This window comes from Oerskovia turbata (genome assembly GCF_000718325.1).
Classification (GTDB): Bacteria; Actinomycetota; Actinomycetes; order Actinomycetales; family Cellulomonadaceae; genus Oerskovia; species Oerskovia turbata.
Window position 1 is genome coordinate 1 of record NZ_JOFV01000004.1, and the last position, 21595, is coordinate 21595.

The window sequence follows — 21595 nt, forward strand, 5'->3', positions numbered from 1 at the left end:
GAACACACAACACACACCAAACGATGCGCGCCACACGCCCACGCAGGACAATTGGCATTAACTATCAAGCACACTGTTGAGTTCTCAAGCAACCGACACACACCGACTCCAACCCACCAGGGGCCTTCACTCGGGGCAACTTCTCTACCTTACCAGTTCCGACTCTCGGTGTCTACCGAGACTCTTCTCCAGCTCCCTCACGAGTCGACAGATCCAGGACCTGAACTTCGTGTGGGTGACCTGCCCGTGAGACCAGCCACTTCGCGGCGGCTCCGAAGAGCTTCGCAGTGGTGTCTGTTCCTCCCTGTCGGGCTGACATCCAGAAGATTACGTCGAGGTGACGGGCGAGGTCAAACCCAGGCCTCGTGACCCCGGTCACCGCGCCCGCTCGCACCCCGCCGCTCCGCCGCTCCGGCCTCACGAGCGCCGCCCGGCCCTCCCGCGACGACAACGGGGCCAGGGGACGACTCCCCTGGCCCCGCCGTCATGCACGCAGGTCCGTCACGCGATCTCGGCGACCGCGAGCGTCCGCTTGCCCCGGCGCAGGACGGCGAACCGTCCGTGCAGGAGGTCGTCCGCCCCGAGGACCGCGTCCTCGGACGTCACCTTCGCGTTGTTGACGTAGGCGCCGCCCTCGGCGATCGCGCGCCGCGCCGCGCCCTTCGAACTCACGAGCCCCGACCCCACGAGAAGGTCGACGACCAGCTCGCCCGGTGCCGCCGTCGTGCGCGGGAGCTCGGCCACCGCTGCCGCCAGCGTGCCGGCGTCGAGGGCACCCAGGTCGCCTCGGCCGAAGAGCGCCTGGCTCGCCGCGACGACCGCCTCGGTCGCCGCGGCGCCGTGGACTAGCGTCGTGACGTCGGCCGCGAGCGCCTTCTGCGCCTCACGCGCCGCGGGGCGCTCGGCGACCGCGCGCTCGAGTTCGGCGATCTCCTCCGCTCTACGGAACGTGAAGATCTTGAGCCAGCCCACCACGTCGGCGTCGTCCGCGTTGACCCAGTACTGGTAGAACGCGTACGGGCTCATCATGTCGGGGTCGAGCCACACGGCACCGCCCTCGGTCTTGCCGAACTTGGTCCCGTCCGCCTTGGTGATGAGCGGGGTCGTCAGGACGTGCACCGACGCACCCTCGGCCTTGCGGATCAGCTCGACGCCCGAGAGCAGGTTGCCCCACTGGTCGTTGCCGCCCGTCTGGAGCGTGACACCCTCGCGACGGAACAGCTCGAGGTAGTCGTTGCCCTGCAGGATCTGGTAGCTGAACTCGGTGAAGCTGATCCCCTCGTCCGACTTCAGGCGGCGCGCCACGGTGTCCTTGGCGAGCATGGTGCCCAGGCGGTAGTGCTTGCCGATCTCCCGCAGGAAGTCGATCGCCGTGAGCTGACCGGTCCAGTCAAGGTTGTTCGCGATGCGCGCCGGGTTGTCGCCCTCGAAGTCGAGGAAGCGCGAGACCTGCGTCTTGAGCCGCTCGGTCCACTCGGCGACCGTGTCCTTGGTGTTGAGGATCCGCTCCCCCGACTGCCGCGGGTCACCGATCATGCCCGTTGCGCCGCCGACGAGCGCGATCGCGCGGTGCCCCGCGAGCTGCAGGTGGCGGAGCAGGATGAGCTGGACCAGGTGGCCGTGGTGCAGGCTCGGCGCGGTCGGGTCGAAGCCGCAGTAATACGTGACGGGTCCCTCGGCCAGCGCAGCACGCAGCGCGGCCTCGTCGGTGGACTGCGCCACCAGGCCTCGCCATTGCAACTCGTCGAGAACGTCGTTCACTGCATCTCCTTCGTCGTGCCCGCGCGCGGTGCGGCGCGGGCGTGGGACGGGCGCGCCGTCGTTCCGCGCGCCCGAGGTCCTAGTCTGCCGTGTCCTGCCCTCCAGCACCGACTCCGCCCGGGAGCGGACGCCTCAGCGGGTGCGGCGCGTCGCGGGGCGGTAGGCCGAGACGGTCGGGTCACCCGTGAGCCACAGCCGCCACGGGTAGACGCTCGCGTCTCCCCCGTCGCCGCTCACACCGACGCGCGGTCCGGTCGCGATCGCGGGCCGCAGGGTCCGCACGTCCCGGTGCACGACGACGTCGCCCGCCTCGTCGCTCACGTCCAGCCCGTAGTGGGCCAGGTCCAGGCCGAGCGCCACCGCGAGACGCGCCGGACCGCGCGCGATCTGGCGGTCCGAGTCGCACACGCCCGCCGCGAGCCGTCGCGCCCGGGCCAGCTCGACGCCGTCGGTCACCTCGCCCGCGCGCAGCAGGACCGCCGACGCGGATCCCACGGGGCCGCAGACCACGTTGACGCAGTGGTGCAGGCCCAGGTGACGGTAGACGTACAGGTGGCCCGGCTCGCCGAACATGGCCCGGTTGCGCTCGGAGCGTCCGCGGAAGGCGTGCGACCCCGGGTCGTGCTCGCCGGCGTACGCCTCGACCTCGGTGAGGCGGACCGTGACGCTGCCTTCGGGCGTGCGGTGCGTGATCGAAGCCCCCAGGAGGTCGCGCGCGACCTCGAGGCTCGGACGGGCGAACCACCCACGCGCGGGGACGTCCGGTGCGGGGGCGTCGAGGTCCGTGCGGGAACGGGGCTCGGTCACGTGGGCCTCCTGGCTGGGCGGGGGTCTCCCCCGCAATCTACGCCCCGCATGCCTCGACGTCCCGCCTGCCGGGGGACGATCAGGCGTCGGCCGTACGCTCGTGCGCACGAGGGCGCGGCGCGAGGGGCTCGCCGAACCCATCGAGCACCACGTCGGCCCGCTCGGCCGTGCCCTCGGCCGCGTAGACCTGTCGCTCCGAGGCCATCCACTCGAGCCAGTGCACACGAGCCTCCTGGCCGTCGCGCGCGAGGCCGCGCGCCAGGCGGACCTCGTCGTCGGCCTCGACCCAGACGAGCATCGTCGTGAGATCGGCGACCCGCCGGGCACCTGCGCCGCAGCCCTCGACCACGAGGAACGGGGCGAGCGGGACGTCGTGCCACTCGGCGAAGTCCTCGAGCGTCCAGTCGTACCGCTGGTACCGCCCGGGCCGGCCCGCGGCCAGCGGATCGAGGACCTGCTCGACGAGCCGACCGACGCCCGCCGTCATGCCCGTCCAGCCCTCGTACAGGTCGTCCATGTGGATCACCTGGGCGGGCAGGGCCGCAGCGAGCTGCGCGGCCAGGGTCGTCTTGCCGGACCCTGCCGGGCCGTCGACGACGACCAGGCGGCAGCCCGCCCCGGACGGGACGCCCGGACCAGCCGGACGTCCCTGACCGAGGCGCGCTACGCCGTCGTGCACGCGGGCCACGAGGTCCTCGAGGACCGCAGCGCTCACGCTCACGGCGACCTCAGCCCTGCACCCAGAAGCGGTACTCGGCCGAACGCACCTTGGCCTCCTCGAGCTGCTCCGCCACCCGCGCGGGAGCCGTACCGCCCACCGCGTCGCGCGAGGCGAGCGAACCCTCGACCGTGAGCACGTCCCGCACCCCCGGCGTGAGGTGCTCCGAGATCTCGGCGAGGTCCGCGTCCGTCAGGTCCCACAGCTCGATGTCGCGCTCCTCGCACACCCGCACGCACGCCCCCGCGACCTCGTGCGCCACGCGGAACGGCACGCCCTCGCGGACGAGCCACTCCGCGACGTCCGTCGCGAGCGAGAACCCCTGCGGTGCGAGCGACGCCATGCGCTCGGTGTCGAACGTCAGGGTGCGGACCATGCCCGCGTAGGCGGGGAGCAGGACCTTGAGGGTGTCGACCTGGTCGAACACCGGCTCCTTGTCCTCCTGCAGGTCGCGGTTGTACGCGAGCGGCAGGCCCTTGAGCGTCGCCAGCAGCCCCGTCAGGTCCCCGATCAGACGCCCGGCCTTGCCACGCGCGAGCTCGGCGATGTCCGGGTTCTTCTTCTGCGGCATGATGCTCGACCCCGTGGAGTAGGCGTCGTCCAGGCGGACGAAGCCGAACTCCTTGGTGTTCCAGATGATGATCTCCTCCGCGAAGCGCGAGAGGTCGACCCCCAGCATGGCCGAGACGAACGCGAACTCCGCGACGACGTCGCGCGAGGCCGTGCCGTCGATCGAGTTCTCGACCGGGCCGTCGAAGCCCAGGTCCGCCGCGACGGCCGCCGGGTCCAGACCCAGCGACGAGCCCGCGAGCGCGCCCGAGCCGTACGGCGAGCGCCCGGCCCGCACGTCCCAGTCGATGAAACGGTCCACGTCGCGCAGCAGCGGCCACGCGTGCGCCAGCAGGTGGTGCGCGAGCAGCACCGGCTGCGCGTGCTGCAGGTGCGTGCGGCCAGGCATCGGGGCGCCGGGGTGCGCCTCGGCCTGCTCGATGAGGGCGTCGACGACGTCGAGCACCAGGAGCCCGATCGCCCGGGCCTCCTCGCGCAGGTACGACCGCACGAGCGTCGCGATCTGGTCGTTGCGCGAACGCCCCGCGCGCAGCTTGCCGCCGAGGTCCGGACCCGCACGCTCGATGAGCCCGCGCTCGAGGGCCGTGTGCACGTCCTCGTCGGCCAGGACCGGGAGGAACGCCCCCGACGCGACGTCGGCCGAGAGCACGTCCAGCGCCTCGAGCATCGCGGTCAGCTCGTCGTCGTCGAGCAGACCCGCCGCCGCGAGCACCCTGGCGTGAGCCCTCGAGCCCGCGATGTCGTGCTGCGCGAGGCGCCAGTCGAAGTGCGTCGACTGCGAGAGGGCGGCCAGTGCCTCGGCAGGACCACCGGCGAACCGGCCGCCCCACAGGCTCACGGGAGCCTCCGACGCACCCTGCACCTCGGCCGCGTCGCCTGCAGCGGCGCCGGACGTGATCTCGTCACTCATGGTTCACAGGCTCCCGGTGCCGAAGTCCACGCCGTTGCCGAACTTCTCGTCACGGGCCGCGGAGAGCTTGGCCGTGAGACCGAAGATCTCGATGAAGCCCTTGGCCTGCGACTGGTCGAACGAGTCGCCCTCGTCGTAGGTCGCGAGGTTGAAGTCGTACAGGCTCGACTCGCTGCGACGACCCGTGACGGTCGCACGGCCACCGTGCAGGACGAGACGGATGTCGCCCGAGACGTAGCGCTGGGTGTCGTCGATGAAGACGTCGAGCGACTTCTTGAGCGGGCTGAACCACATGCCGTCGTAGACCAGCTCGGTCCAGCGCTGCTCGACGCCCCGCTTGAAGCGGGCCTGCTCGCGCTCGAGGGTCACGTTCTCGAGCTCCTGGTGCGCCGCGATGAGAGCGATCGCGCCCGGGGCCTCGTAGATCTCGCGGGACTTGATGCCGACCAGGCGGTCCTCGACGATGTCGATGCGGCCCACACCCTGGGCCCCGGCGCGGCGGTTCATCTCCTGGATGGCCTGCAGCGGGGTCACCGCGACGCCGTCGAGCGCGACCGGCACGCCCTGCTCGAACGTGACGATGACCTCGTCAGCGACAGGCGGGAACGTCGGGTCGTCGGTGTAGTTGTAGACGTCCTTCGTGGGGGCGTTCCAGATGTCCTCGAGGAAGCCCGTCTCGACCGCACGACCCCACACGTTCTGGTCGACCGAGAACGGGTTGTGCTTGGTCGTGGCGATCGGCAGCGAGTGCTTCTCGGCGTACGCGATGGCCTTCTCGCGCGTCAGCGCGAGGTCGCGGACCGGCGCGATCGTCTTGAGCTCGGGCGCGAGCGACGTCGTGGCGACCTCGAAGCGGACCTGGTCGTTGCCCTTGCCCGTGCAGCCGTGCGCGACGGTCGTCGCGCCGAACTGGCGGGCCGCGCGCACCAGGTGCTTGACGATCACGGGGCGTGAGATCGCGGAGACCAGCGGGTAGCGGTCGAGGTACAGGCCGTTCGCGCGCAGCGCGGGCATGCAGTACTCCTCGGCGAACTCGTCGCGGGCGTCCGCGACGTACGCCTCGACGGCGCCGCAGTCGAGGGCGCGCTGGCGGATGACCTCGAGGTCCTCGCCTCCCTGGCCGACGTCGACCGCCACGGCGACGACCTCGGCCCCGGTGGCCTCGCCGATCCAGCCGATGGCAACGGAGGTGTCCAGGCCGCCCGAGTAGGCGAGCACGACGCGTTCAGTCATGACTTGTTCTCTTCCTTGCGTGGGGTGATGGGTCCAAGTGTGGCAGCCGCCGAGGCTCGGCGGTCGCCGTGTTCGCTGCGCGGCCCGTGCGGGCCGTCGCTAGCCAGGAGGGGCTGTGGTCGTGGAGGTGGTGGGTACCACGGGGTTGGTCAGGGCCAGGAAGCGCGCAGCCAGGTCCTCGCCGCCGTCGACGTCGCGCGAGATCACCAGGACGGTGTCGTCGCCCGCGATCGTGCCCAGGACGCCGACGAACACCGAGTGGTCGATCGCCGACGCCAGGTACTGCGCGGCGCCGGGCGGTGTGCGCAGCACGACGAGGTTGCCCGACGCCTCGGCCGAGACCAGGAGCTCGGCGCACAGCCGCGCGAGCCGGGCCGCGACGTACTCGGCGTCGTTCGCGACCTGGACCGAGCGGTCGCCGCCCTCACCGGGCACCGCGTAGACCAGCGCACCCGACGCGCTGCGGACCTTCTCGGCCCGCAGCTCGATGAGGTCGCGCGAGAGTGTCGCCTGCGTGACGCTCACGCCGTCCTCGGCGAGCGCCTTGGCGAGCTCGGCCTGGGAGTGGATCTCGTGCCGGGCGACGAGCTGCGCGATGCGCGCATGGCGTGCCGCCTTGGTGGTGGGCACGCTCCCCGGGCCGAGGGCGGTCGTCACGAGCGTTCCAGCAACCAGGTCAGCAGCGCCTTCTGGGCGTGCAGGCGGTTCTCGGCCTCGTCCCAGACGGCCGACTGCGGGCCGTCGATGACCTCGGCCGTGATCTCCTTGCCGCGGTACGCGGGCAGGCAGTGGAGCACGAGCGCGTCGGCGGCGGCGACCGCCATGAGCTCGGCGTTCACCTGGTACGGGACGAACGGCAGCTCGCGCTCGGCCGCGCTGGCCTCGTCGCCCATCGAGACCCAGGTGTCGGTCGCGACGACGTCCGCACCGCGCGTGGCCTCGACCGCGTCCGTGGTCACGACGACCGATCCGCCGGTCTCGCGCGCGATGCGCTCGGCGTCCGCGACGACCGCCGGGTCCGGCAGGAAACCGGCCGGGGCGCCGATGCGCACGTGCAAGCCCGCGGTCACGCCGCCCAGGAGGTAGGAGTGCGCCATGTTGTTGGCACCGTCGCCCAGGTAGACGAGCGACGTGCCGGCGAGCGAGTCGACGCCGCCGCGCAGCTGGGCGACGGTCAACAGGTCCGCGAGGATCTGGCACGGGTGGAACTCGTCGGTCAGGGCGTTGACGACCGGGACGGTCGCGACCCGGGCCATCTCCTCGACGCGGTCCTGGCCGAACGTCCGCCACACGATCGCCGACGTCTGGCGGTCCAAGACACGAGCCGTGTCCGCGATGGGCTCGCCGCGCCCGAGCTGGCTCGACGCCGCATCGATCACGAGGGGGTAGCCGCCGAGCTCGGCGATGCCCACCGAGAACGACACGCGCGTGCGGGTCGAGGGCTTGTCGAAGATCACCGCGACGGCCTGCGGCCCGCGCAGCGGCGTGCGGATGAAGCGGTCCTCGCGGAAGCCGAGGCCCAGCTCGAGGACCTCGCGCTGCTCGGCGGGGGTCAGGTCGTCGTCGCGCAGGAAGTGTCGGACGGAGGCGGTCGAGGTCACGGTCAGCCCTTCTGTGGGGTGGCTGGGGTGGCGGGGGCGGCCTGTGCGCTGCCCGGGGCGACGAGGTCGGCGGGGAGCCCCGCGAAGAACGCGACGACCTCGTTCGCCTGGTCGCGCGTCAGGATCAAGGGCGGGGCGAGGCGGATCGCGTCGGGCTGGACCGCGTTGACGATGAACCCGGCGGCCAGGGCGCGGCGCACGACCTCGGCCGCGACGGGCGCCGAGAGCTGGACCGCGATCAGCAGGCCCAGGCCACGGGTTCCTGCGACCACGGGGTTGCCGCACGCGGCGATCCCGTCGCGCAGCGCCTCGCCGACCGTGCGCACGTTGGCCAGCAGGCCGTCGCGCTCGATCACGCCGAGCGTCGCGAGCGCGGCGGCCGCCGCGACGGGGTTGCCGCCGAACGTCGTGCCGTGCTGACCGCGCCCCAGGAGGGTCGCGGCCCGCTCGCCGAACGCCACGACGGCCCCCACGGGGAAGCCGCCGCCGAGCCCCTTGGCGAGCGTGACGACGTCGGGCGTGATGCCCCCGCCGATCTCCTGCTGCTGGAACGCGAACCACGACCCCGTGCGTCCCACGCCCGTCTGGACCTCGTCGAGGACCAGCAGGGCGCCCGACGCCGCGGTCAGCTCGCGCGCGGCCACCAGGTAGCCCGGCGGCAGCGGGCGCACGCCCGCCTCACCCTGGACCGGCTCGACGACCAGTGCCGCGACCTCGCCGCGAGCGGAGACCGCCTCGGGCGAGAAAGCCTCCTCGAGCGCGGCCACGTCACCGAACGGGACGAACTCGACACCACCTGGCAAGGGCTCGAAGGGCTCGCGGTACGCGGCCTTCGCCGTGAGCGCGAGCGCGCCCATGCTGCGGCCGTGGAAGCCTCCCTCGAGAGCGAGGATCCTGGTCCGCGTGCCCGGGCCGGCGGCGCCGTCGCGGTTGCGGCGGGCCATCTTGAACGCGGCCTCGTTGGCCTCGGTGCCCGAGTTGGTGAAGAAGACGCGCGAGCCCTCGGGGGCCTGCGTGAGGTCCAGGAGCCGCTCGGCGAGCGCGATCTGCGTGGGCGACCCGAAGAAGTTCGACACGTGCCCGAGCGTCCCGAGCTGCGCGCTGACCGCGGCCGTGAGCGTGGGGTGCGCGTGGCCCAGCGCGTTGACCGCGATGCCCGCGAGCAGGTCGAGGTAGCGCTTGCCGTCGGCGTCCCACACGTACGCGCCCTCGCCGCGGACCAGGACCTTCTGCGGTGCGCCGAACGTGTCCATGACCGCGTGCGTGTAGCGCTCGGTCCACTGCGCGACGCTGCCCGGGCCCGCCAGGGTCGTGTCCGCGGCCCCCTCGGCGCTCCGGGCAGCGTCGGTGACCTGCGTCCCGGTGGTCGTCAGCGTGATCTCTGCGGGATGCGTCGGCGAGATCTCGCCGGTCGTGCCGTTCATGACTGCTCCTGCGGGATGACGTGGGTGGCGGGGGTTGTCATGGCGCTCGAGGCGAGCGCGTCCGGGACGACCATGGTCCCGTTGCCGCGCGTCGTGAAGACCTCCAGGAGGACCGAGTGCGCGACGCGGCCGTCGATCACGGTCGCGCGCGGGACGCCCCCGGACACGGCCCGCAGGCACGCCTCCATCTTGGGCACCATGCCGGCCTCGAGCGAGGGCAGCAGGTCGGCGAGCTCGGAGCGCGTGATCTCGGCGACGAGCGAGCTCTTGTCCGGCCACGACGTGTACAGCCCCTCGACGTCGGTCAGGACGATGAGCTTCTTGGCCCCGAGCGCGACCGCGAGCGCCGCCGCGGCCGTGTCGGCGTTGACGTTGAGGACCTGGGTCGGGTCGTCGACGTCGGGCGCGATGGTCGAGACGACGGGGATGCGTCCGGCGTCGAGCAGGTCCTGGACCGCGGAGGGGTGGACTTCGACGACGTCTCCCACGAGCCCGACGTCGACGGGCTCGCCGTCGACCATGGCATGGCGGCGCCGCGCCTGGAGCAGGCCCCCGTCCTCGCCCGAGAGCCCGACCGCGTACGGGCCGTGCGCGTTGATGAGCCCGACGAGCTCTCGCGAGACCTGGCCCGTGAGGACCATGCGCACGACGTCCATCGCCTCGGGCGTGGTCACGCGCAGACCGCCGCGGAACTCGCTCTCGATGCCGAGGCGCGCGAGCATCGCGGAGATCTGCGGGCCGCCACCGTGCACCACGACGGGGTGCAGGCCGACCTGGCGCAGGAACACCATGTCGCGCGCGAACGCGGCCTTGAGCTCGTCGTCGATCATGGCGTTGCCGCCGTACTTGACGACCACGAGGGCGTCGCGGAACTCCTGCAGCCAGGGCATGGCCTCGAGCAGGACCTCGGCCTTCTGGCCGGGGGTCAGGTCGGTGCGGGTATCGAACATCGTCGACTGGGCGGTGCCCTCGGACGTCTGGGCGCTCACGACGAGTACGCGCTGTTCTCGTGGACGTAGTCGTGCGTGAGGTCGTTGGTCCAGACCGTGACCTGGGCGTCGCCCGCGTGCAGGTCGACCTCGACGTGCACCTCGCGGGCCGAGGCGAGGTCGACGAGGTCGCGGGGCTCGCCCACTCCCCCGGCACGGCAGACCTGGACGCCGTTGATCGACACGTCGAGCGCGAGCGCGTCGAAGGGCGCGACGTCCTCGGGGACGGTCCCGACGGCCGAGAGCACGCGGCCCCAGTTGGGGTCGTTGCCGAACACCGCGGCCTTGAAGAGGTTGGAGCGCGTCACGGCGCGGGCGACCGCGAGCGCCGCGGTCTCGTCGCTCGCGTTCGTGACGGTCACCGCGATGTCGTGGCTCGCGCCCTCGGCGTCCGCGACCAGGGCGCGCGCGAGGTCCGCGCACGCCTCGGTCACTGCCGCCGTCAGGTCCTCGAGGGTCACCGGCACCTGGGACGCACCGGAGGCCAGGAGGATCACCGTGTCGTTGGTCGACATGCAGCCGTCGGAGTCGACCCGGTCGAACGTGGTGGCGGTCGCGGCCCGCAGCGCGGCGTCCGCGGTCGTGGCGTCGACGACGGCGTCCGTGGTCAGGACGCAGAGCATGGTCGCGAGGCCCGGTGCGAGCATCCCGGCGCCCTTGGCCATGCCGCCCACGGACCAGCTCGTGGCGCCGTCGACGCTGTGCTCGTCGCTGACCTCGCGCGTGACGAGGACGGTCTTGGGCACGGTGTCCGTGGTCATGATCGCGAGGGCCGCGTCGGGGCCGCCCTCGGTGTCGGCCGCGCCGGCCGCAGCGTCACAGCCCGGGAGCAGCTTCTCCATGGGCAGGCGCTCGCCGATGAGGCCCGTCGAGCAGACCAGGACGTCGCCCGCCGAGACCTCGAGGAGGTCCGCGACGTACTCGGCCGTGCGGTGGGTGTCGGCGAAGCCCTCGGGTCCGGTGCACGCGTTCGCGCCACCCGAGTTGAGGACGACGGCGCGCGCGATGCCGTCCGCGACGGCCTGGCGCGACCACGCGACGGGGGCCGCGAACACGCGGTTCGACGTGAAGACGGCGGCGGCGACGTCGAGCGGGCCCTCGTTGACGACGAGCGCCACGTCCTTCTTCCCGGTGGACTTGAGCCCGGCGGCGACTCCTGCGGCCCGGAAGCCGAGCGGTCCGGTGACGGTCACGGTGCGACCCCTTCGGTGGTCAGGCCCAGGGTCTGCGGCAGTCCCAGGGCGATGTTCATGGACTGCACGGCGCCGCCGGCGGTCCCCTTGACGAGGTTGTCGATCGCGGTCACGGTCACGACGCGGCCCGCGGCGCGGTCGATCGCGACCTGGACCAGGGCCGTGTTGGCGCCCAGCGTCATGGCCGTGGTGGGCCACTGGCCCTCGGGCAGGAGCTCGACGAAGGGCTCGCCGACGTACGCCTGCTCGTAGGCCTGGCGCAGGTCGGCGACGCTCAGGTCCTCGTGGCCCGGGGCCAGGCGAGCCGTCGCGGTCGCGAGGATGCCGCGCGCCATGGGCACGAGGGTGGGCGTGAAGGAGATCGTGACCTCGTCGGCGCCGGCCGAGCGCAGGTTCTGCGCGATCTCCGGGATGTGCCGGTGCGAGCCGCCCACGGCGTAGGGCTGCGCGGAGCCGAGCGCCTCGGAGGCGAGCAGGTGCGTCTTGAGCGACTTGCCCGCGCCCGAGTACCCGTTCGCGAGGACCGCGACGACGTCGACCGGGCTGAGCAGGCCCGCGGCGACGCCGGGCTGCAGGCCCAGGGTCACGGCCGTGACGTTGCAGCCGGGGACGGCGATGCGGCGCGCGCCCGCGAGGACCTCGCGCTGCTTGGTGTATTCGACGCCCGCGCCGGTCTGCTCGGTGATCAGGAGCTCGGGCAGGCCGTAGGGCCAGGTCCCCGCGTGCTCGGAGCCGTAGAACGCGGTCCAGTCCGCGGCGGACGCGAGCCGGTGGTCCGCGCCCAGGTCGAGGACCAGGACGTCGTCGGGCAGCTGCGCGGCGATCTCACCGGACGCGCCGTGGGGCAGTGCGAGCACGACGACGTCGTGGCCCACCAGGTGCTCGACGGTCGTGGGCAGCAGCACGCGGTCTGCGAGCGAGCGCAGGTGCGGCTGGTGCAGCCCGAGGAGCGACCCCGCGGTGGAGTGCGCCGTGAGCGCGCCGATCTCGACCTCGGGGTGCCCGGCGAGCAGCCGGAGCATCTCCCCGCCCGCGTAGCCGGACGCACCGGCGACTGCCACTGTGATCGTCATATGCAGAACTATACATAGTTATGCAGTCGGGGCGGAACCGCCTCGCCCGGGTGCGGCCGTCTGCGGCCTCATGCGCCCCAGACGCCCAGCTCGTTGCCGCTCGGGTCGAGGAAGTGGAAGCGCCGGCCGCCCGGGAAGTCGTACGGCCCCTCGACGATCTCCCCGCCCGCGTCCTGGACCAGCAGCAGCGACTCGTCGAGGTCGGTCGAGAAGAGGAGGACCAGCGGGCCGCCGCGCGTCACCGAGTCCGCGAGCGCCAGCCCACCGGCCTCCGCCTCGCCCTCCTCCGCGGAGGTCCGGAAGCCCGCGTACCCCGGCCCGTAGGGGACGAACTCCCACCCGAAGGCCTCCGCGTAGAACGACTGCGCGGCCGCCATGTCCGTGACGGAGAGCTCGAGGTAGTCGATCGAGTGGTGGATGCCGTGCGCGTGGGTAGCCATGCGGGCAGCGTGCCACGCGGCACCGACACGACGCAGGTGGGCCCGGCCCACGGCCGGCGCCCCACCCCCGCCACCAGGTCGTGCTCGTCGGTCAGGCACGGTCCGCGGCAGCGACCTGCGGGTCTCGGCGCGCCGCGGCCGTCGCACGGGGCCGGCTCGCCGCCGCCCGGAGCACCGCGCGCACGCTCGCCCCGAGCACCGACTCGTCCCGCCCCACCGCCCACGCGACCGAGCCGTCCACGGCGCGGTGCTTCAGGTAGGTCACGGCCCGTGCGTCGGCGCCCGAGGTGACCGACTGCTGTGTCAGCCCCAGCACCTCGACCGGCATGCCCAGCCCGGCGAGGACCCGGGTGAGCGCGTCGACCGGCCCGGCCCCGGTGGCGGACCGCTCGACCCGTTCACCGCCCAGGGACAGCACGACGTCGATGCGCTCGCGCTCGCCGTCTGACTCGGGCTGCGCCACCGACCAGGCGAGGGGCACGACCTGGCGGGCTCCGCCGTCGGGCAGGACGTACGCCGCCTCGAAGAGGCGCCACAGCCCCTCGGCCGTGACCTCTCCCCCGCTGCGGTCCGCGTGCGCCTGGACCCGGCGTGCGAAGTCGATCTCGAGCCGCCGAGGCAGCTCCAGGCCGTACGCGGACTCGAGCAGGTACGCGATGCCGCCCTTGCCGGACTGGCTGTTGACGCGCACCACCGCGTCGTACGACCGCCCGACGTCGGCAGGGTCCACGGGCAGGTACGGCACCTTCCAGGGAGCGTCCGCGGGGTCGACGCCCGCGGCGCGCGCGTCCGTGCGGTGCCGCGCGAACCCCTTGCGGATAGCGTCCTGGTGCGTCCCGGAGTAGGCCGTGTGCACGAGGTCACCCGCGTACGGGTGGCGCCCGTGCACACCGATGCCGTTGCAGTCCACGACCGTGCGGCGGATCTCGTCGATGTCGGAGAAGTCGATCATGGGGTCCACGCCCTGCGCGTGCAGGTTGAGGCCCAGGGTCACCAGGTCGACGTTGCCCGTGCGCTCGCCGTTGCCGAACAGGCAGCCCTCGACGCGCTGCGCGCCCGCCAGGACCGCGAGCTCCGCGCACGCCACGCCCGTGCCCCGGTCGTTGTGCGGGTGGACCGACAGGATCACGGCCTCACGCCGGTCGAGGTGACGGTGCATGTACTCGATCTGGTCGGCGTACACGTTGGGCGTCGCGACCTCGACCGTCGCCGGGAGGTTGAGGATCACGGGCCGCTCCGCGGTGGCGTCCCACAGGGTCGTCATGCGCGCGCAGACCTCGAGCACGTAGTCGGGCTCGGTGAGGTTGAAGACCTCGGGCGAGAACTCGAAGCGGACGCGAGGGTCGTCCCCCGCGTGCCGCAGGACCTCGGTGCCCGCGGCGGCGATCAGGTCCGAGAGCTCGGCACGTCCCTTGCCCAGCACGACGTCGCGCCAGGTCGGCGCGGTCGCGGTGTACAGGTGCACCACGACGGGGTTGCGCAGGCCGCGGACCGACTCGAACGTCCGGGCGATCAGGTCCGCCCGGGCGGCGGTGAAGACCACGATCGTCACGTGCTCGGGCGCCAGGTCCGTCTCGGCGAGCAGGCGGACGAAGTCGAAGTCGGTCTGCGAGGCGGACGGGTAGCCGACCTCGATCTCGGTGTATCCCATCGCGACGAGCAGCTCGAAGAACCGTCGCTTGCGGGCGGGGTCCATGGGCTCGGTCAGGGCCTGGTTGCCGTCGCGCAGGTCGACGGGCACCCACTGCGGTGCCACGGTGAGGCGGCTGCCAGGCCACCGGCGGTCCGTGAGCGGGACGTCGACGCGCGAGAACACGTCCTGGTAGCGGTGCGAGGGCATGCGCGAGGCGCGCTGGCGGTTCCACCCGGGCTGGCCGGGGGCGGGTGCGCCGTCGGGGGTGCGCAGCGTGGGGAAGGGTCTGGTGGTCATGGTCGTCTGGCTCCGGGGTGCGGGCCGCGCGGTGCACGGCAAGCGGCGTCCGACCGGCGCACGGCAGACCCCCACGGCGGGGAGCCGGTCGGCTCAGGCCCCGCCGCGGCGACCAAGAAGGAGTGCGCTCCACGACATGCTGGGTACGCTAGCCGCGATCAAGTCCTCAGACAACCTGAGAGGTTAGCCCCCATGCCCACGCTCCGCCGGCTCCCCCTCGCCGACCAGGCGGCCGACCTCATGCTCGACCGCGTCCGCACCGGCACCTGGCCCCTCGACCACCGGCTCCCGGGTGAGCAGGCGCTCGCGGACGAGCTCGGCGTCGGGCGCTCGACCGTGCGCGAGGCCATCCGTCAGCTCGCGGGCAAGGGCGTGCTCGAGAGCCGCCAGGGCTCGGGCGTCTACGTCGTCCGGGCCGAGGCGAGCGAGGACTGGCAGGAGGTCCTGCGGCGCGGCGAGGTCGTCGACGTGCTCGAGGTCCGCGGCGCCCTGGAGACCGAGGCCGCCCGGCTCGCCGCGACCCGCCGCACCCCGGCCGACCTCCGCACCCTGACCACCGCCCTCGCCGGTCGCGGCAAGGTCCCGACGACCGCGAGCGCCCAGGAGTACGTCGACGCCGACCTGGTCTTCCACCGTGCGGTCGTCGACGCCGCGCACAACGCGGTGCTGACCGACCTGTTCGCCACGTTCCTCCCCCGCCTGCGCCGAGCGATGATCGACATGATCGAGCTCGACGGCGCGGGCGAGCGCCACCGGCACGACCAGGACGCCCACGAGGCGATCCTCGACGCCGTCCGCGACCGCGACGCCGACCGAGCCGCCGCGACGAGCCGCCGACACCTCGACGCCGTCCACGCGAAGGTCACCCGTGAGCACTGACACCGCCTCTCCCCGGCTCCCCGGTGCACGGGACGCCCAAGACCACCCCCGGCACCTAGGCTGACCTCATGCGCGCGATCCAGGCACTCCAGGCAGGTGGCCCCGACGTCCTCGACCTCGTCGAGCTCCCGACCCCCGTCCCGGGCCCCGGCGAGCTCCTCGTCGACGTCGCGGCGGCCGGCGTCAACTTCATCGACACCTACCGGCGGGCGGGGGTCTACCCGATGGAGTACCCGCACGTGGTCGGCACCGAGGGCGCGGGCGTCGTCGCGGCAGTCGGTCCCGGCGTCGCGGACTTCGCGCCCGGCGACCACGTCGCGTGGACCAACGCGTTCGGGTCGTACGCCGAGCAGGTGGTCGTCCCCGCGGACGTCGCGGTCCCGGTGCCCGAGCCGGTCGACCTGCGCGTCGCGGCGGCCGTCGGGTTGCAGGGGCTCACGGCCCACTACCTCGTGACGTCGACCTACCCGGTCCAGCCCGGCGACGACGTCCTGCTGCACGCGGGAGCCGGCGGCGTCGGGCTGCTCGCGACCCAGCTCGCCGTGCGCCGCGGTGCGCGCGTCATCACGACCGTCTCGACCGAGGCCAAGGCCGACCTGTCCCGGGCGGCCGGAGCCTCCGACGTCGTGAACTACGCCGAGCTCGACGACCTCACGACCGAGCTGCCCGCGATCGTGCGCGACCTCACGGGCGGGCGCGGCGTCGCCGTCGTCTACGACTCGGTCGGCAAGGACACGTTCGAGGCGTCCCTCGCGTCGTTGCGCCGACGCGGCATGCTCGTGCTGTTCGGCGGGTCCTCGGGCCAGGTGCCGCCCTTCGACCTGCAGCGCCTCAACAAGGGCGGCTCGCTGTTCACGACCCGCCCCAAGCTCGACGACTACACCGCGACGCGCGCCGAGCTCCTCGACCGGGCGAGCGAGGTGTACGCGCTCGTCGCGTCAGGAGACCTCGACGTGCGCGTGAGCGCGACGTTCCCGCTCGCGCGCGCCGCCGACGCGCACCGCGCCCTGGAGGCGCGCGCGACGACCGGCAAGGTGCTGCTCGTACCGGGCTCCGGTGTCGGTTCTGACGCCGACACCAGCACCGCCACCGGCCCGACGACGGACCCCGCCTCGTGAGCTGGGACTGGGTCCCGCCACGGCCCGGCGAGGACGAACCCGCCCGGCGCTCCGACCGCCGTCTGCGCCTGGCGCTGACGGTCCTCCTGGTCCTCTTCACCGGAGTGCTCGCGGTGTACTACCTGACCGTCGGGCTCGACCAGATGCGCACGCAGTGCCTGGCCGACCGCCCGGCCGGCGTCTCGACCAGCCAGGTCACCACGACGTGGCGCTGGTGGCCGCCGGGGTACGACTGCGGGTACCCGGACGGCGGCGCGCAGAGCGTCTGACGAGTCCTCTCCGCGCTCGGCGCGCTACCCGACCGGCGCCTGCGGCCAGGTCGGTCGCGTCAGCGCCTGCTCGAAGAACAGGTACTCGTGCATCGAGGACAGCTCGAACGCACGCAGCATGCGCTCGCGCTCGGCGGGCGAGGCCCAGCGCGCGGCCTCGTCGGCGAACGCGCACGCGGCGCGCGTCGCGTCGGCGAACGCCGGGTCGCCGTAGAGCGAGATCCACCGCGCGTAGGGGTGATCGTCGAGCACCCCCGCCTGACGCACGAGCACGTCGCCGATGTGCGAGTACAGCCAGTAGCACGGCAGCAGCGCCGCGACGGTCTCCGCGTACGACCCGTTCGAGGCCGCGTGCAGGTGGTTCGTGTAAGCGGCCGTCACGGGAGAAGGGTCGACGCTCTCGACCGCCCCGCGGTCCATCCCCGCGTGCTCGCCCAGCCAGTCGCGGTGCAGCGCCTGCTCGACCTCGAGCGACTCGACCGCCGCCCCAGCGAAGAACTGCCGCGCCTCAGGGGTCGGCGCGAGCTGGCTCGCCCGTGACAGCACACGCGAGTACTCGGCGAGGTACGCGGCGTCCTGCGCGAGGTAGAACCCGAAGTCCCCCGGGGAGAGACTCCCGTCCGCGAGCGCCCGCACGAACCCCATGCGCTCCACGGCCTCGCGCCACCCCGCGATGCGCTCCCAGGCCTCCTCGGAGAACGCCCGCAGCCCGAGCGTGGGCAGGTGCGCCAGGTGGTCGACGGGTCCGCGGCCCGTGCCCACCGCGAGCGCGCCCCCGGCCTCCAGCGCGCCGGTCAGCCAGGCCTTGGCGTCGCGCGTCGCGCTCTCCCACCCGTCGCGCCGGGGTCTCAGCGCGGCGACCGCCGCCGAGAGCGAGCACCCGGTCCCGTGGGTGTGCACGGTGTCGACGCGGGGCGCCGAGAAGGTCGTGACGCCGTCGGGACCCACCAGGGCGTCGGGCGACTCCTCCCCGGTGAGGTGACCACCCTTCAGGAGCACGACGGCGCCGCTCGCCGCGTGCAAGCGCCTCGCCTGAGCGAGAGCGTCGCGCCAGGTGGTCGCGGCCCGCTCGCCGACGAGCACGGCGAGCTCGGGGAGGTTGGGCGTCACGAGGTCGGCGAGCGCGACCAGCTCGCGCACGGCCTGCTCGGCCCCCTCGTCGAGGAGACGGTGACCGCTCGTGGCGACCATGACGGGGTCGAGCACGACGAACGGCGGCTGCACCCGCCTCAGCCACGCGGCGATCGCCCGCGCGTCGGGTTCGTCGGCGACCATGCCGATCTTCACGGCATCGATCACCACGTCGTCCGAGACCGCGTCGAGCTGCTCGGCGAGGAACTCCGCGCCAGGGACGTGGACCGTGCGGACACCGTGGGTGTTCTGCGCGACCAGGGCGGTCGTGACCGCCATGCCGTACGCGCCGTGCGCCGCGAACGCCTTGAGGTCGGCCTGGATCCCGGCTCCCCCCGTCGGGTCGGTACCGGCGATCGACAGGACGCGAGGACGGGAGGGCTTGTCCCCCGACGACGCGCCGCGCGCGGCGCACCGGACCTCCGCCGTCGGCGTCGAGGCAGGCGTCGAGGCGGCCGTGGGCAGGACATGTGTGGTGGCAGCAAGCGACATTGCCGACATCCCTTCGCTAGTGCTAGCTAGATCAGGTTCGACGGGTGTGATCTCAGCCCGGCTCGTGGGAGCGGGCACCCCGTGTCATTGCCCAGAACTGTAGCGGGCGGCGGACGCTTCGCAGGAACGGACTCGTCCACGAGCAGGTTCCGTCAGGAGCGCGTAGCCCCGGCCGTGACGACGGTGATCCGCGACGGCGACACGTGCTCCTCGAGGCACGCCACGACCCTGCGGACGTCGCCGCGGGTGGCGTCGGGGAGCAGGCCGATCGACGACCCGGCCGGCGGCAGGATCGCCGGGGTCAACGCATAGGCGACCGCCGGGTCCGAGGCACACTCGGCGTCCGCCTCCGACGGGCCGTCCACCAGGACCACCCACGGACCCTCGGGCGGTATCGTGACGGACCCGGTCGAGCCGAGCGCCGCGGCCAGCGCGAGCGAGCCGCACGCCACGGCCAGGACTCCGACGAGCAGTGCGGAACGGCGGGGCATGTCTGTCACCTCGGAGGTCGTCGTCGAACCCCGACCGTAGCGGAGCGCCTCGTGGCATGCGCGACGAGGCTCCTCCGGCACCAGGCCGAAACCGCCCCCCGGGGGCGTACCGAGCGCGAGCGACGACCCCCTGTGATGCTGGGTGCACGATCAGCACCAGGAGGCAGCATGCACGTCACGACGGCCGACATCCAGCGGATGACCACCGCGTTGTTCATCTCCGAGGGACCGACGGCGCGCTCCCGGCAGGCCACGTTCTGGACCCTGCTGATCCTCGCGGCCGTCATCGCGTCGGCGGGCGTCGCGGCTGACAGCACAGCCACCGTGATCGGCGCCATGATCGTCGCTCCCCTCATGACTCCCATCGTCGGGACGGCGCTCGCGATCGTCCTCAACGACCACCGGAACCTGACCTCGTCGGCGCTCCTGGTCGTCGCGGGCGCCGCCGGGGTGGTCGCGACCGGCTACCTCGTGGGCCTGTTCGTCCCGATCGAGATCGTCGCGGCGACCAACAGCCAGGTCGCAGGCCGTGTCACCCCGCAGCTCATCGACCTGCTCGCGGCGCTCGCGACCGGGGCCGTCGGGGCGTTCGCCCTGGTGCGGGCCGACGTGTCGGACGCGCTGCCCGGTGTCGCGATCGCGATCTCGCTCGTCCCGCCGCTCGCGGTCGTCGGCCTCACGCTCGAGTCGGGCGCTCCGGACCAGGCGCTGGGGGCTCTCCTGCTGTTCGCGACCAACGTCGCCGCGATCATCGCGACCGGCACGATCGTCTTCCTGCTGTTCCAGGTCCGCACGGCCGCGGGCGAGACCGAGAGGTTCGTGGGGCCGCTGCGCGGCGCGAGCCTCGTCACGGTCGCGGCAGCGCTGCTCGTCGTGGCGGTGCCGCTCAGCGCGATCAGCCAGCACGTCCTGCGGCAGAACGCCGACAAGACCGCGGCCGCGCCCGTCGCCGAGGCGTGGGCCGAGCAGGAGCAGTGGACGATCACCGGGATCGCCTTCAGCGGGTCAGTCCTGCAGATCGAGGCGATCGGCCCGGCGCCCGAGGCCGACCCCGGCACCCTGCGCACGGCCCTCGACGAGGCCGGCCTCGCAGACGTCGACGTCGACGTCACGCTCGTGATCGGCGGGACGAGGCGACTGCCGGCATCCGACTGACCGGGCGGTCGACGCGAGCCTCCGGTTGAGCCGGAGCGCGTCCCGGCGGATGCTGGGGGCGACCGTCCGGTCCAGCCACGAGGAGGTCGGCCATGCACCCGACGCACGACGTCTCACCCCACCGCACCGCGCGCACGGCGCTCACGTCACCACGAGCCCGACGCGTCGCCCTCTCCGCCGCACTGGTCGTCGGGGCGCTCGCGCTCGCTGCCTGCGCCCCTGGCCCCAACCCCGACGTCGGTACGCCCACCGCGGACGGCAGCCCGGCCGGGTTCTGGCTCGGCCTGTGGCAGGGCATCATCGTGCCCGTGACCTTCGTGGTCTCGTTGTTCACCGACACGGTGAACATCTACGAGGTCCACAACAACGGGAACTGGTACGACTTCGGGTTCGTGCTCGGTCTGGGGCTGTTCGTGGGCGGGCCGTTCGGCGCCTCGCGGGGGCGCCGCAACCATTGAGCGTCTTGGTGCCCCGCGAGGTAGAGGCCTGGCGCCGAGGTAGGGGGCCCGGGCCCTCTACCTCGACGCGGACCCTCTACCTCGCGGCAGTCTCACCGTGCCGGGAGCGCCCCCGGCATCGGGTCGTCGTCGCCGAAACGAGTGACCCGCAGGCGCCGTGCGTCCAGGCCGGGGACCGGGCCGGCCGCGCCGTCCGCGCGAGGCGTCCCGGCAGCCGCAGCGTGCAACGACTGCGGGCTGTCGTGCGTGACCCGCACGAAAGCCCCCGACCACGCGTCGAGCTCCCCGCGCGCGATCGCGACGATCATCTCGACCGTGCGCTCCACGGGCGTCCACTCGGTGCGCCCCGCGTGCATGTCCATCGACGCGGTCAGGTCGGTCTGCACCACGCCCGGCGCGACCTCGAACGTCCGCAGACCTCGCGCGTGGCCCGAGAGGTGCAGGTTCGAGCCCAGGCGCAGCAGCGCGGTCTTGCTCGCGTTGTACGCGGTCGCGCCGTCCATGTCGTGCGACCCTGCACCCGAGTTCAGGTCGACGACCCGTCCCCCGCCGCGGGCGAGCATCCCGGGGACGAGCGCTCGCGCGAGCAGGAAGGGACCGCGCACGTTGGTCTCCATGACGGACCACCACTCGTCCGGGTCGGCCTCCCACAGCGGGACCTCGGCGTCGATGCGCCCGGCGTTGTTGACCAGGAGGTCGATCCCGCCCAGCTCCGACTCGGCCCGCGCGACGGCCGCGTCCACCGCGGCAGGGTCGCCCACGTCCGCGACCAGGCCCACGGAGCGGCGACCCAGCGCGCGGACCTGCGCGACGACGTCGTCCACACGGGACGCGTCCCGGCCCAGGACCGCGACGTCGAGGCCCGCACCGGCGAGCCCCAGCACGACCGCGCGACCGATCCCGCGCGTACCGCCCGTGACGAGGGCGGTGCGCGCGGGGGCGACGCTCACGAC

At 73.1% G+C, this 21595-nt stretch carries 21 protein-coding genes and 1 riboswitch; of the genes, 5 read left to right on the top strand and 16 right to left on the bottom strand.

Annotation, left to right across the window (positions count from 1 at the left end; genetic code table 11):
- Window positions 1-501: 501 nt before the first annotated feature.
- The 13 genes from tyrS to IE95_RS0104590 form a co-directional block, all read right to left on the bottom strand.
- Entirely contained in the window at window positions 502-1761 is a 1260-nt protein-coding gene (gene tyrS / locus IE95_RS0104530; protein ID WP_030150446.1) for a tyrosine--tRNA ligase, read from the bottom strand.
- Between the two features lie 132 nt (window positions 1762-1893).
- Window positions 1894-2568 carry a DNA-3-methyladenine glycosylase gene (locus tag IE95_RS0104535; RefSeq protein ID WP_030150447.1) on the bottom strand — a complete coding sequence of 225 codons (675 nt, stop codon included), beginning with the start codon at window positions 2566-2568 and terminating at the stop codon, window positions 1894-1896.
- Between the two features lie 79 nt (window positions 2569-2647).
- Window positions 2648-3283 (bottom strand): uridine kinase family protein, encoded by a 636-nt coding sequence (locus tag IE95_RS0104540; protein ID WP_338068410.1) that lies wholly within the window; start codon window positions 3281-3283, stop codon window positions 2648-2650.
- 13 nt (window positions 3284-3296) lie between these two features.
- Complete coding sequence (argH, locus tag IE95_RS0104545; protein WP_030150449.1) at window positions 3297-4766, bottom strand: argininosuccinate lyase; 1470 nt, start codon at window positions 4764-4766, stop codon at window positions 3297-3299.
- A gap of 3 nt (window positions 4767-4769) precedes the next feature.
- Window positions 4770-5999 (bottom strand): argininosuccinate synthase, encoded by a 1230-nt coding sequence (locus IE95_RS0104550; RefSeq protein WP_030150450.1) that lies wholly within the window; start codon window positions 5997-5999, stop codon window positions 4770-4772.
- A 99-nt stretch (window positions 6000-6098) separates the two neighbouring features.
- A complete protein-coding gene (locus IE95_RS0104555) occupies window positions 6099-6656 on the bottom strand; it encodes an arginine repressor (RefSeq protein ID WP_051702738.1) in 558 nt (185 codons plus the stop codon).
- The gene (gene argF / locus IE95_RS0104560; RefSeq protein WP_030150452.1) at window positions 6653-7600 is read right to left on the bottom strand and encodes an ornithine carbamoyltransferase; all 948 of its coding nucleotides are present in this window, start codon (window positions 7598-7600) and stop codon (window positions 6653-6655) included. The genes IE95_RS0104555 and argF overlap by 4 nt, the downstream gene beginning before the upstream one ends.
- Before the next feature lie 2 nt (window positions 7601-7602).
- Window positions 7603-9024, bottom strand: coding sequence for an acetylornithine transaminase (locus IE95_RS0104565; RefSeq protein ID WP_084689828.1), 1422 nt, complete (start codon window positions 9022-9024; stop codon window positions 7603-7605).
- Window positions 9021-9974, bottom strand: a complete 954-nt coding sequence (argB, locus tag IE95_RS0104570; protein WP_030150454.1) for an acetylglutamate kinase — start codon at window positions 9972-9974, stop codon at window positions 9021-9023. Before argB ends, IE95_RS0104565 begins: the two co-directional genes overlap by 4 nt.
- A gap of 35 nt (window positions 9975-10009) precedes the next feature.
- Window positions 10010-11206 carry a bifunctional glutamate N-acetyltransferase/amino-acid acetyltransferase ArgJ gene (gene argJ / locus IE95_RS0104575; RefSeq protein WP_030150455.1) on the bottom strand — a complete coding sequence of 399 codons (1197 nt, stop codon included), beginning with the start codon at window positions 11204-11206 and terminating at the stop codon, window positions 10010-10012.
- On the bottom strand, window positions 11203-12279 hold the full coding sequence (argC, locus tag IE95_RS0104580; protein ID WP_030150456.1) for an N-acetyl-gamma-glutamyl-phosphate reductase: 1077 nt from the start codon (window positions 12277-12279) through the stop codon (window positions 11203-11205). The genes argJ and argC overlap by 4 nt, the downstream gene beginning before the upstream one ends.
- Before the next feature lie 68 nt (window positions 12280-12347).
- The gene (locus IE95_RS0104585; RefSeq protein ID WP_030150457.1) at window positions 12348-12719 is read right to left on the bottom strand and encodes a VOC family protein; all 372 of its coding nucleotides are present in this window, start codon (window positions 12717-12719) and stop codon (window positions 12348-12350) included.
- A gap of 91 nt (window positions 12720-12810) precedes the next feature.
- Complete coding sequence (locus IE95_RS0104590) at window positions 12811-14649, bottom strand: 2-isopropylmalate synthase (RefSeq protein ID WP_051702739.1); 1839 nt, start codon at window positions 14647-14649, stop codon at window positions 12811-12813.
- A 192-nt stretch (window positions 14650-14841) separates the two neighbouring features.
- Here IE95_RS0104590 and IE95_RS0104595 point away from each other — a divergent pair, with 192 nt between their 5' ends.
- The 3 genes from IE95_RS0104595 to IE95_RS0104605 all read left to right on the top strand — a co-directional run bounded on the left by IE95_RS0104595 (window position 14842) and on the right by IE95_RS0104605 (window position 16915).
- Window positions 14842-15528 carry a FadR/GntR family transcriptional regulator gene (locus IE95_RS0104595; protein WP_030150459.1) on the top strand — a complete coding sequence of 229 codons (687 nt, stop codon included), beginning with the start codon at window positions 14842-14844 and terminating at the stop codon, window positions 15526-15528.
- A gap of 68 nt (window positions 15529-15596) precedes the next feature.
- The gene (locus tag IE95_RS0104600) at window positions 15597-16646 is read left to right on the top strand and encodes a quinone oxidoreductase family protein (protein WP_084689829.1); all 1050 of its coding nucleotides are present in this window, start codon (window positions 15597-15599) and stop codon (window positions 16644-16646) included.
- The gene (locus IE95_RS0104605; RefSeq protein WP_030150461.1) at window positions 16643-16915 is read left to right on the top strand and encodes a hypothetical protein; all 273 of its coding nucleotides are present in this window, start codon (window positions 16643-16645) and stop codon (window positions 16913-16915) included. Before IE95_RS0104600 ends, IE95_RS0104605 begins: the two co-directional genes overlap by 4 nt.
- 24 nt (window positions 16916-16939) lie before the next feature.
- Here IE95_RS0104605 and thiD read toward each other — a convergent pair whose 3' ends face one another.
- Together thiD and IE95_RS0104615 are read right to left on the bottom strand one after the other, a co-directional pair.
- Entirely contained in the window at window positions 16940-18538 is a 1599-nt protein-coding gene (thiD, locus tag IE95_RS0104610; protein WP_084689830.1) for a bifunctional hydroxymethylpyrimidine kinase/phosphomethylpyrimidine kinase, read from the bottom strand.
- Window positions 18530-18630, bottom strand: a riboswitch (TPP riboswitch). It overlaps the preceding gene by 9 nt.
- Before the next feature lie 60 nt (window positions 18631-18690).
- Window positions 18691-19029, bottom strand: coding sequence for a hypothetical protein (locus IE95_RS0104615; protein ID WP_030150463.1), 339 nt, complete (start codon window positions 19027-19029; stop codon window positions 18691-18693).
- Window positions 19030-19197: 168 nt separating this feature from the next.
- Between IE95_RS0104615 and IE95_RS0104620 the strand changes: the two genes are divergently transcribed.
- Both IE95_RS0104620 and IE95_RS0104625 read left to right on the top strand, forming a co-directional pair.
- Window positions 19198-20184, top strand: coding sequence for a DUF389 domain-containing protein (locus IE95_RS0104620; RefSeq protein ID WP_030150464.1), 987 nt, complete (start codon window positions 19198-19200; stop codon window positions 20182-20184).
- 92 nt (window positions 20185-20276) lie between these two features.
- Window positions 20277-20642 carry a hypothetical protein gene (locus IE95_RS0104625; protein ID WP_240666236.1) on the top strand — a complete coding sequence of 122 codons (366 nt, stop codon included), beginning with the start codon at window positions 20277-20279 and terminating at the stop codon, window positions 20640-20642.
- Window positions 20643-20734: 92 nt separating this feature from the next.
- Here the strand turns inward: IE95_RS0104625 and IE95_RS0104630 are convergent, their stop codons facing one another.
- Window positions 20735-21592 (bottom strand): SDR family NAD(P)-dependent oxidoreductase, encoded by an 858-nt coding sequence (locus IE95_RS0104630; protein WP_036571109.1) that lies wholly within the window; start codon window positions 21590-21592, stop codon window positions 20735-20737.
- Window positions 21593-21595: the final 3 nt, after the last annotated feature.

Bases quoted from the DNA above. Each gene is read 5' to 3' on its own strand.
- argH (WP_030150449.1), bottom strand. From the start codon at position 4,766: ATGAGTGACGAGATCACGTCCGGCGCCGCTGCAGGCGACGCGGCCGAG.
- IE95_RS0104550 (WP_030150450.1), bottom strand. From the start codon at position 5,999: ATGACTGAACGCGTCGTGCTCGCCTACTCGGGCGGCCTGGACACCTCC.
- IE95_RS0104565 (WP_084689828.1), bottom strand. From the start codon at position 9,024: ATGAACGGCACGACCGGCGAGATCTCGCCGACGCATCCCGCAGAGATC.
- argB (WP_030150454.1), bottom strand. From the start codon at position 9,974: ATGTTCGATACCCGCACCGACCTGACCCCCGGCCAGAAGGCCGAGGTC.
- argC (WP_030150456.1), bottom strand. From the start codon at position 12,279: ATGACGATCACAGTGGCAGTCGCCGGTGCGTCCGGCTACGCGGGCGGG.
- IE95_RS0104585 (WP_030150457.1), bottom strand. From the start codon at position 12,719: ATGGCTACCCACGCGCACGGCATCCACCACTCGATCGACTACCTCGAG.
- IE95_RS0104590 (WP_051702739.1), bottom strand. From the start codon at position 14,649: ATGACCACCAGACCCTTCCCCACGCTGCGCACCCCCGACGGCGCACCC.
- IE95_RS0104595 (WP_030150459.1), top strand. From the start codon at position 14,842: ATGCCCACGCTCCGCCGGCTCCCCCTCGCCGACCAGGCGGCCGACCTC.
- IE95_RS0104600 (WP_084689829.1), top strand. From the start codon at position 15,597: ATGCGCGCGATCCAGGCACTCCAGGCAGGTGGCCCCGACGTCCTCGAC.
- thiD (WP_084689830.1), bottom strand. From the start codon at position 18,538: ATGTCGCTTGCTGCCACCACACATGTCCTGCCCACGGCCGCCTCGACG.
- IE95_RS0104615 (WP_030150463.1), bottom strand. From the start codon at position 19,029: ATGCCCCGCCGTTCCGCACTGCTCGTCGGAGTCCTGGCCGTGGCGTGC.
- IE95_RS0104620 (WP_030150464.1), top strand. From the start codon at position 19,198: ATGCACGTCACGACGGCCGACATCCAGCGGATGACCACCGCGTTGTTC.
- IE95_RS0104625 (WP_240666236.1), top strand. From the start codon at position 20,277: ATGCACCCGACGCACGACGTCTCACCCCACCGCACCGCGCGCACGGCG.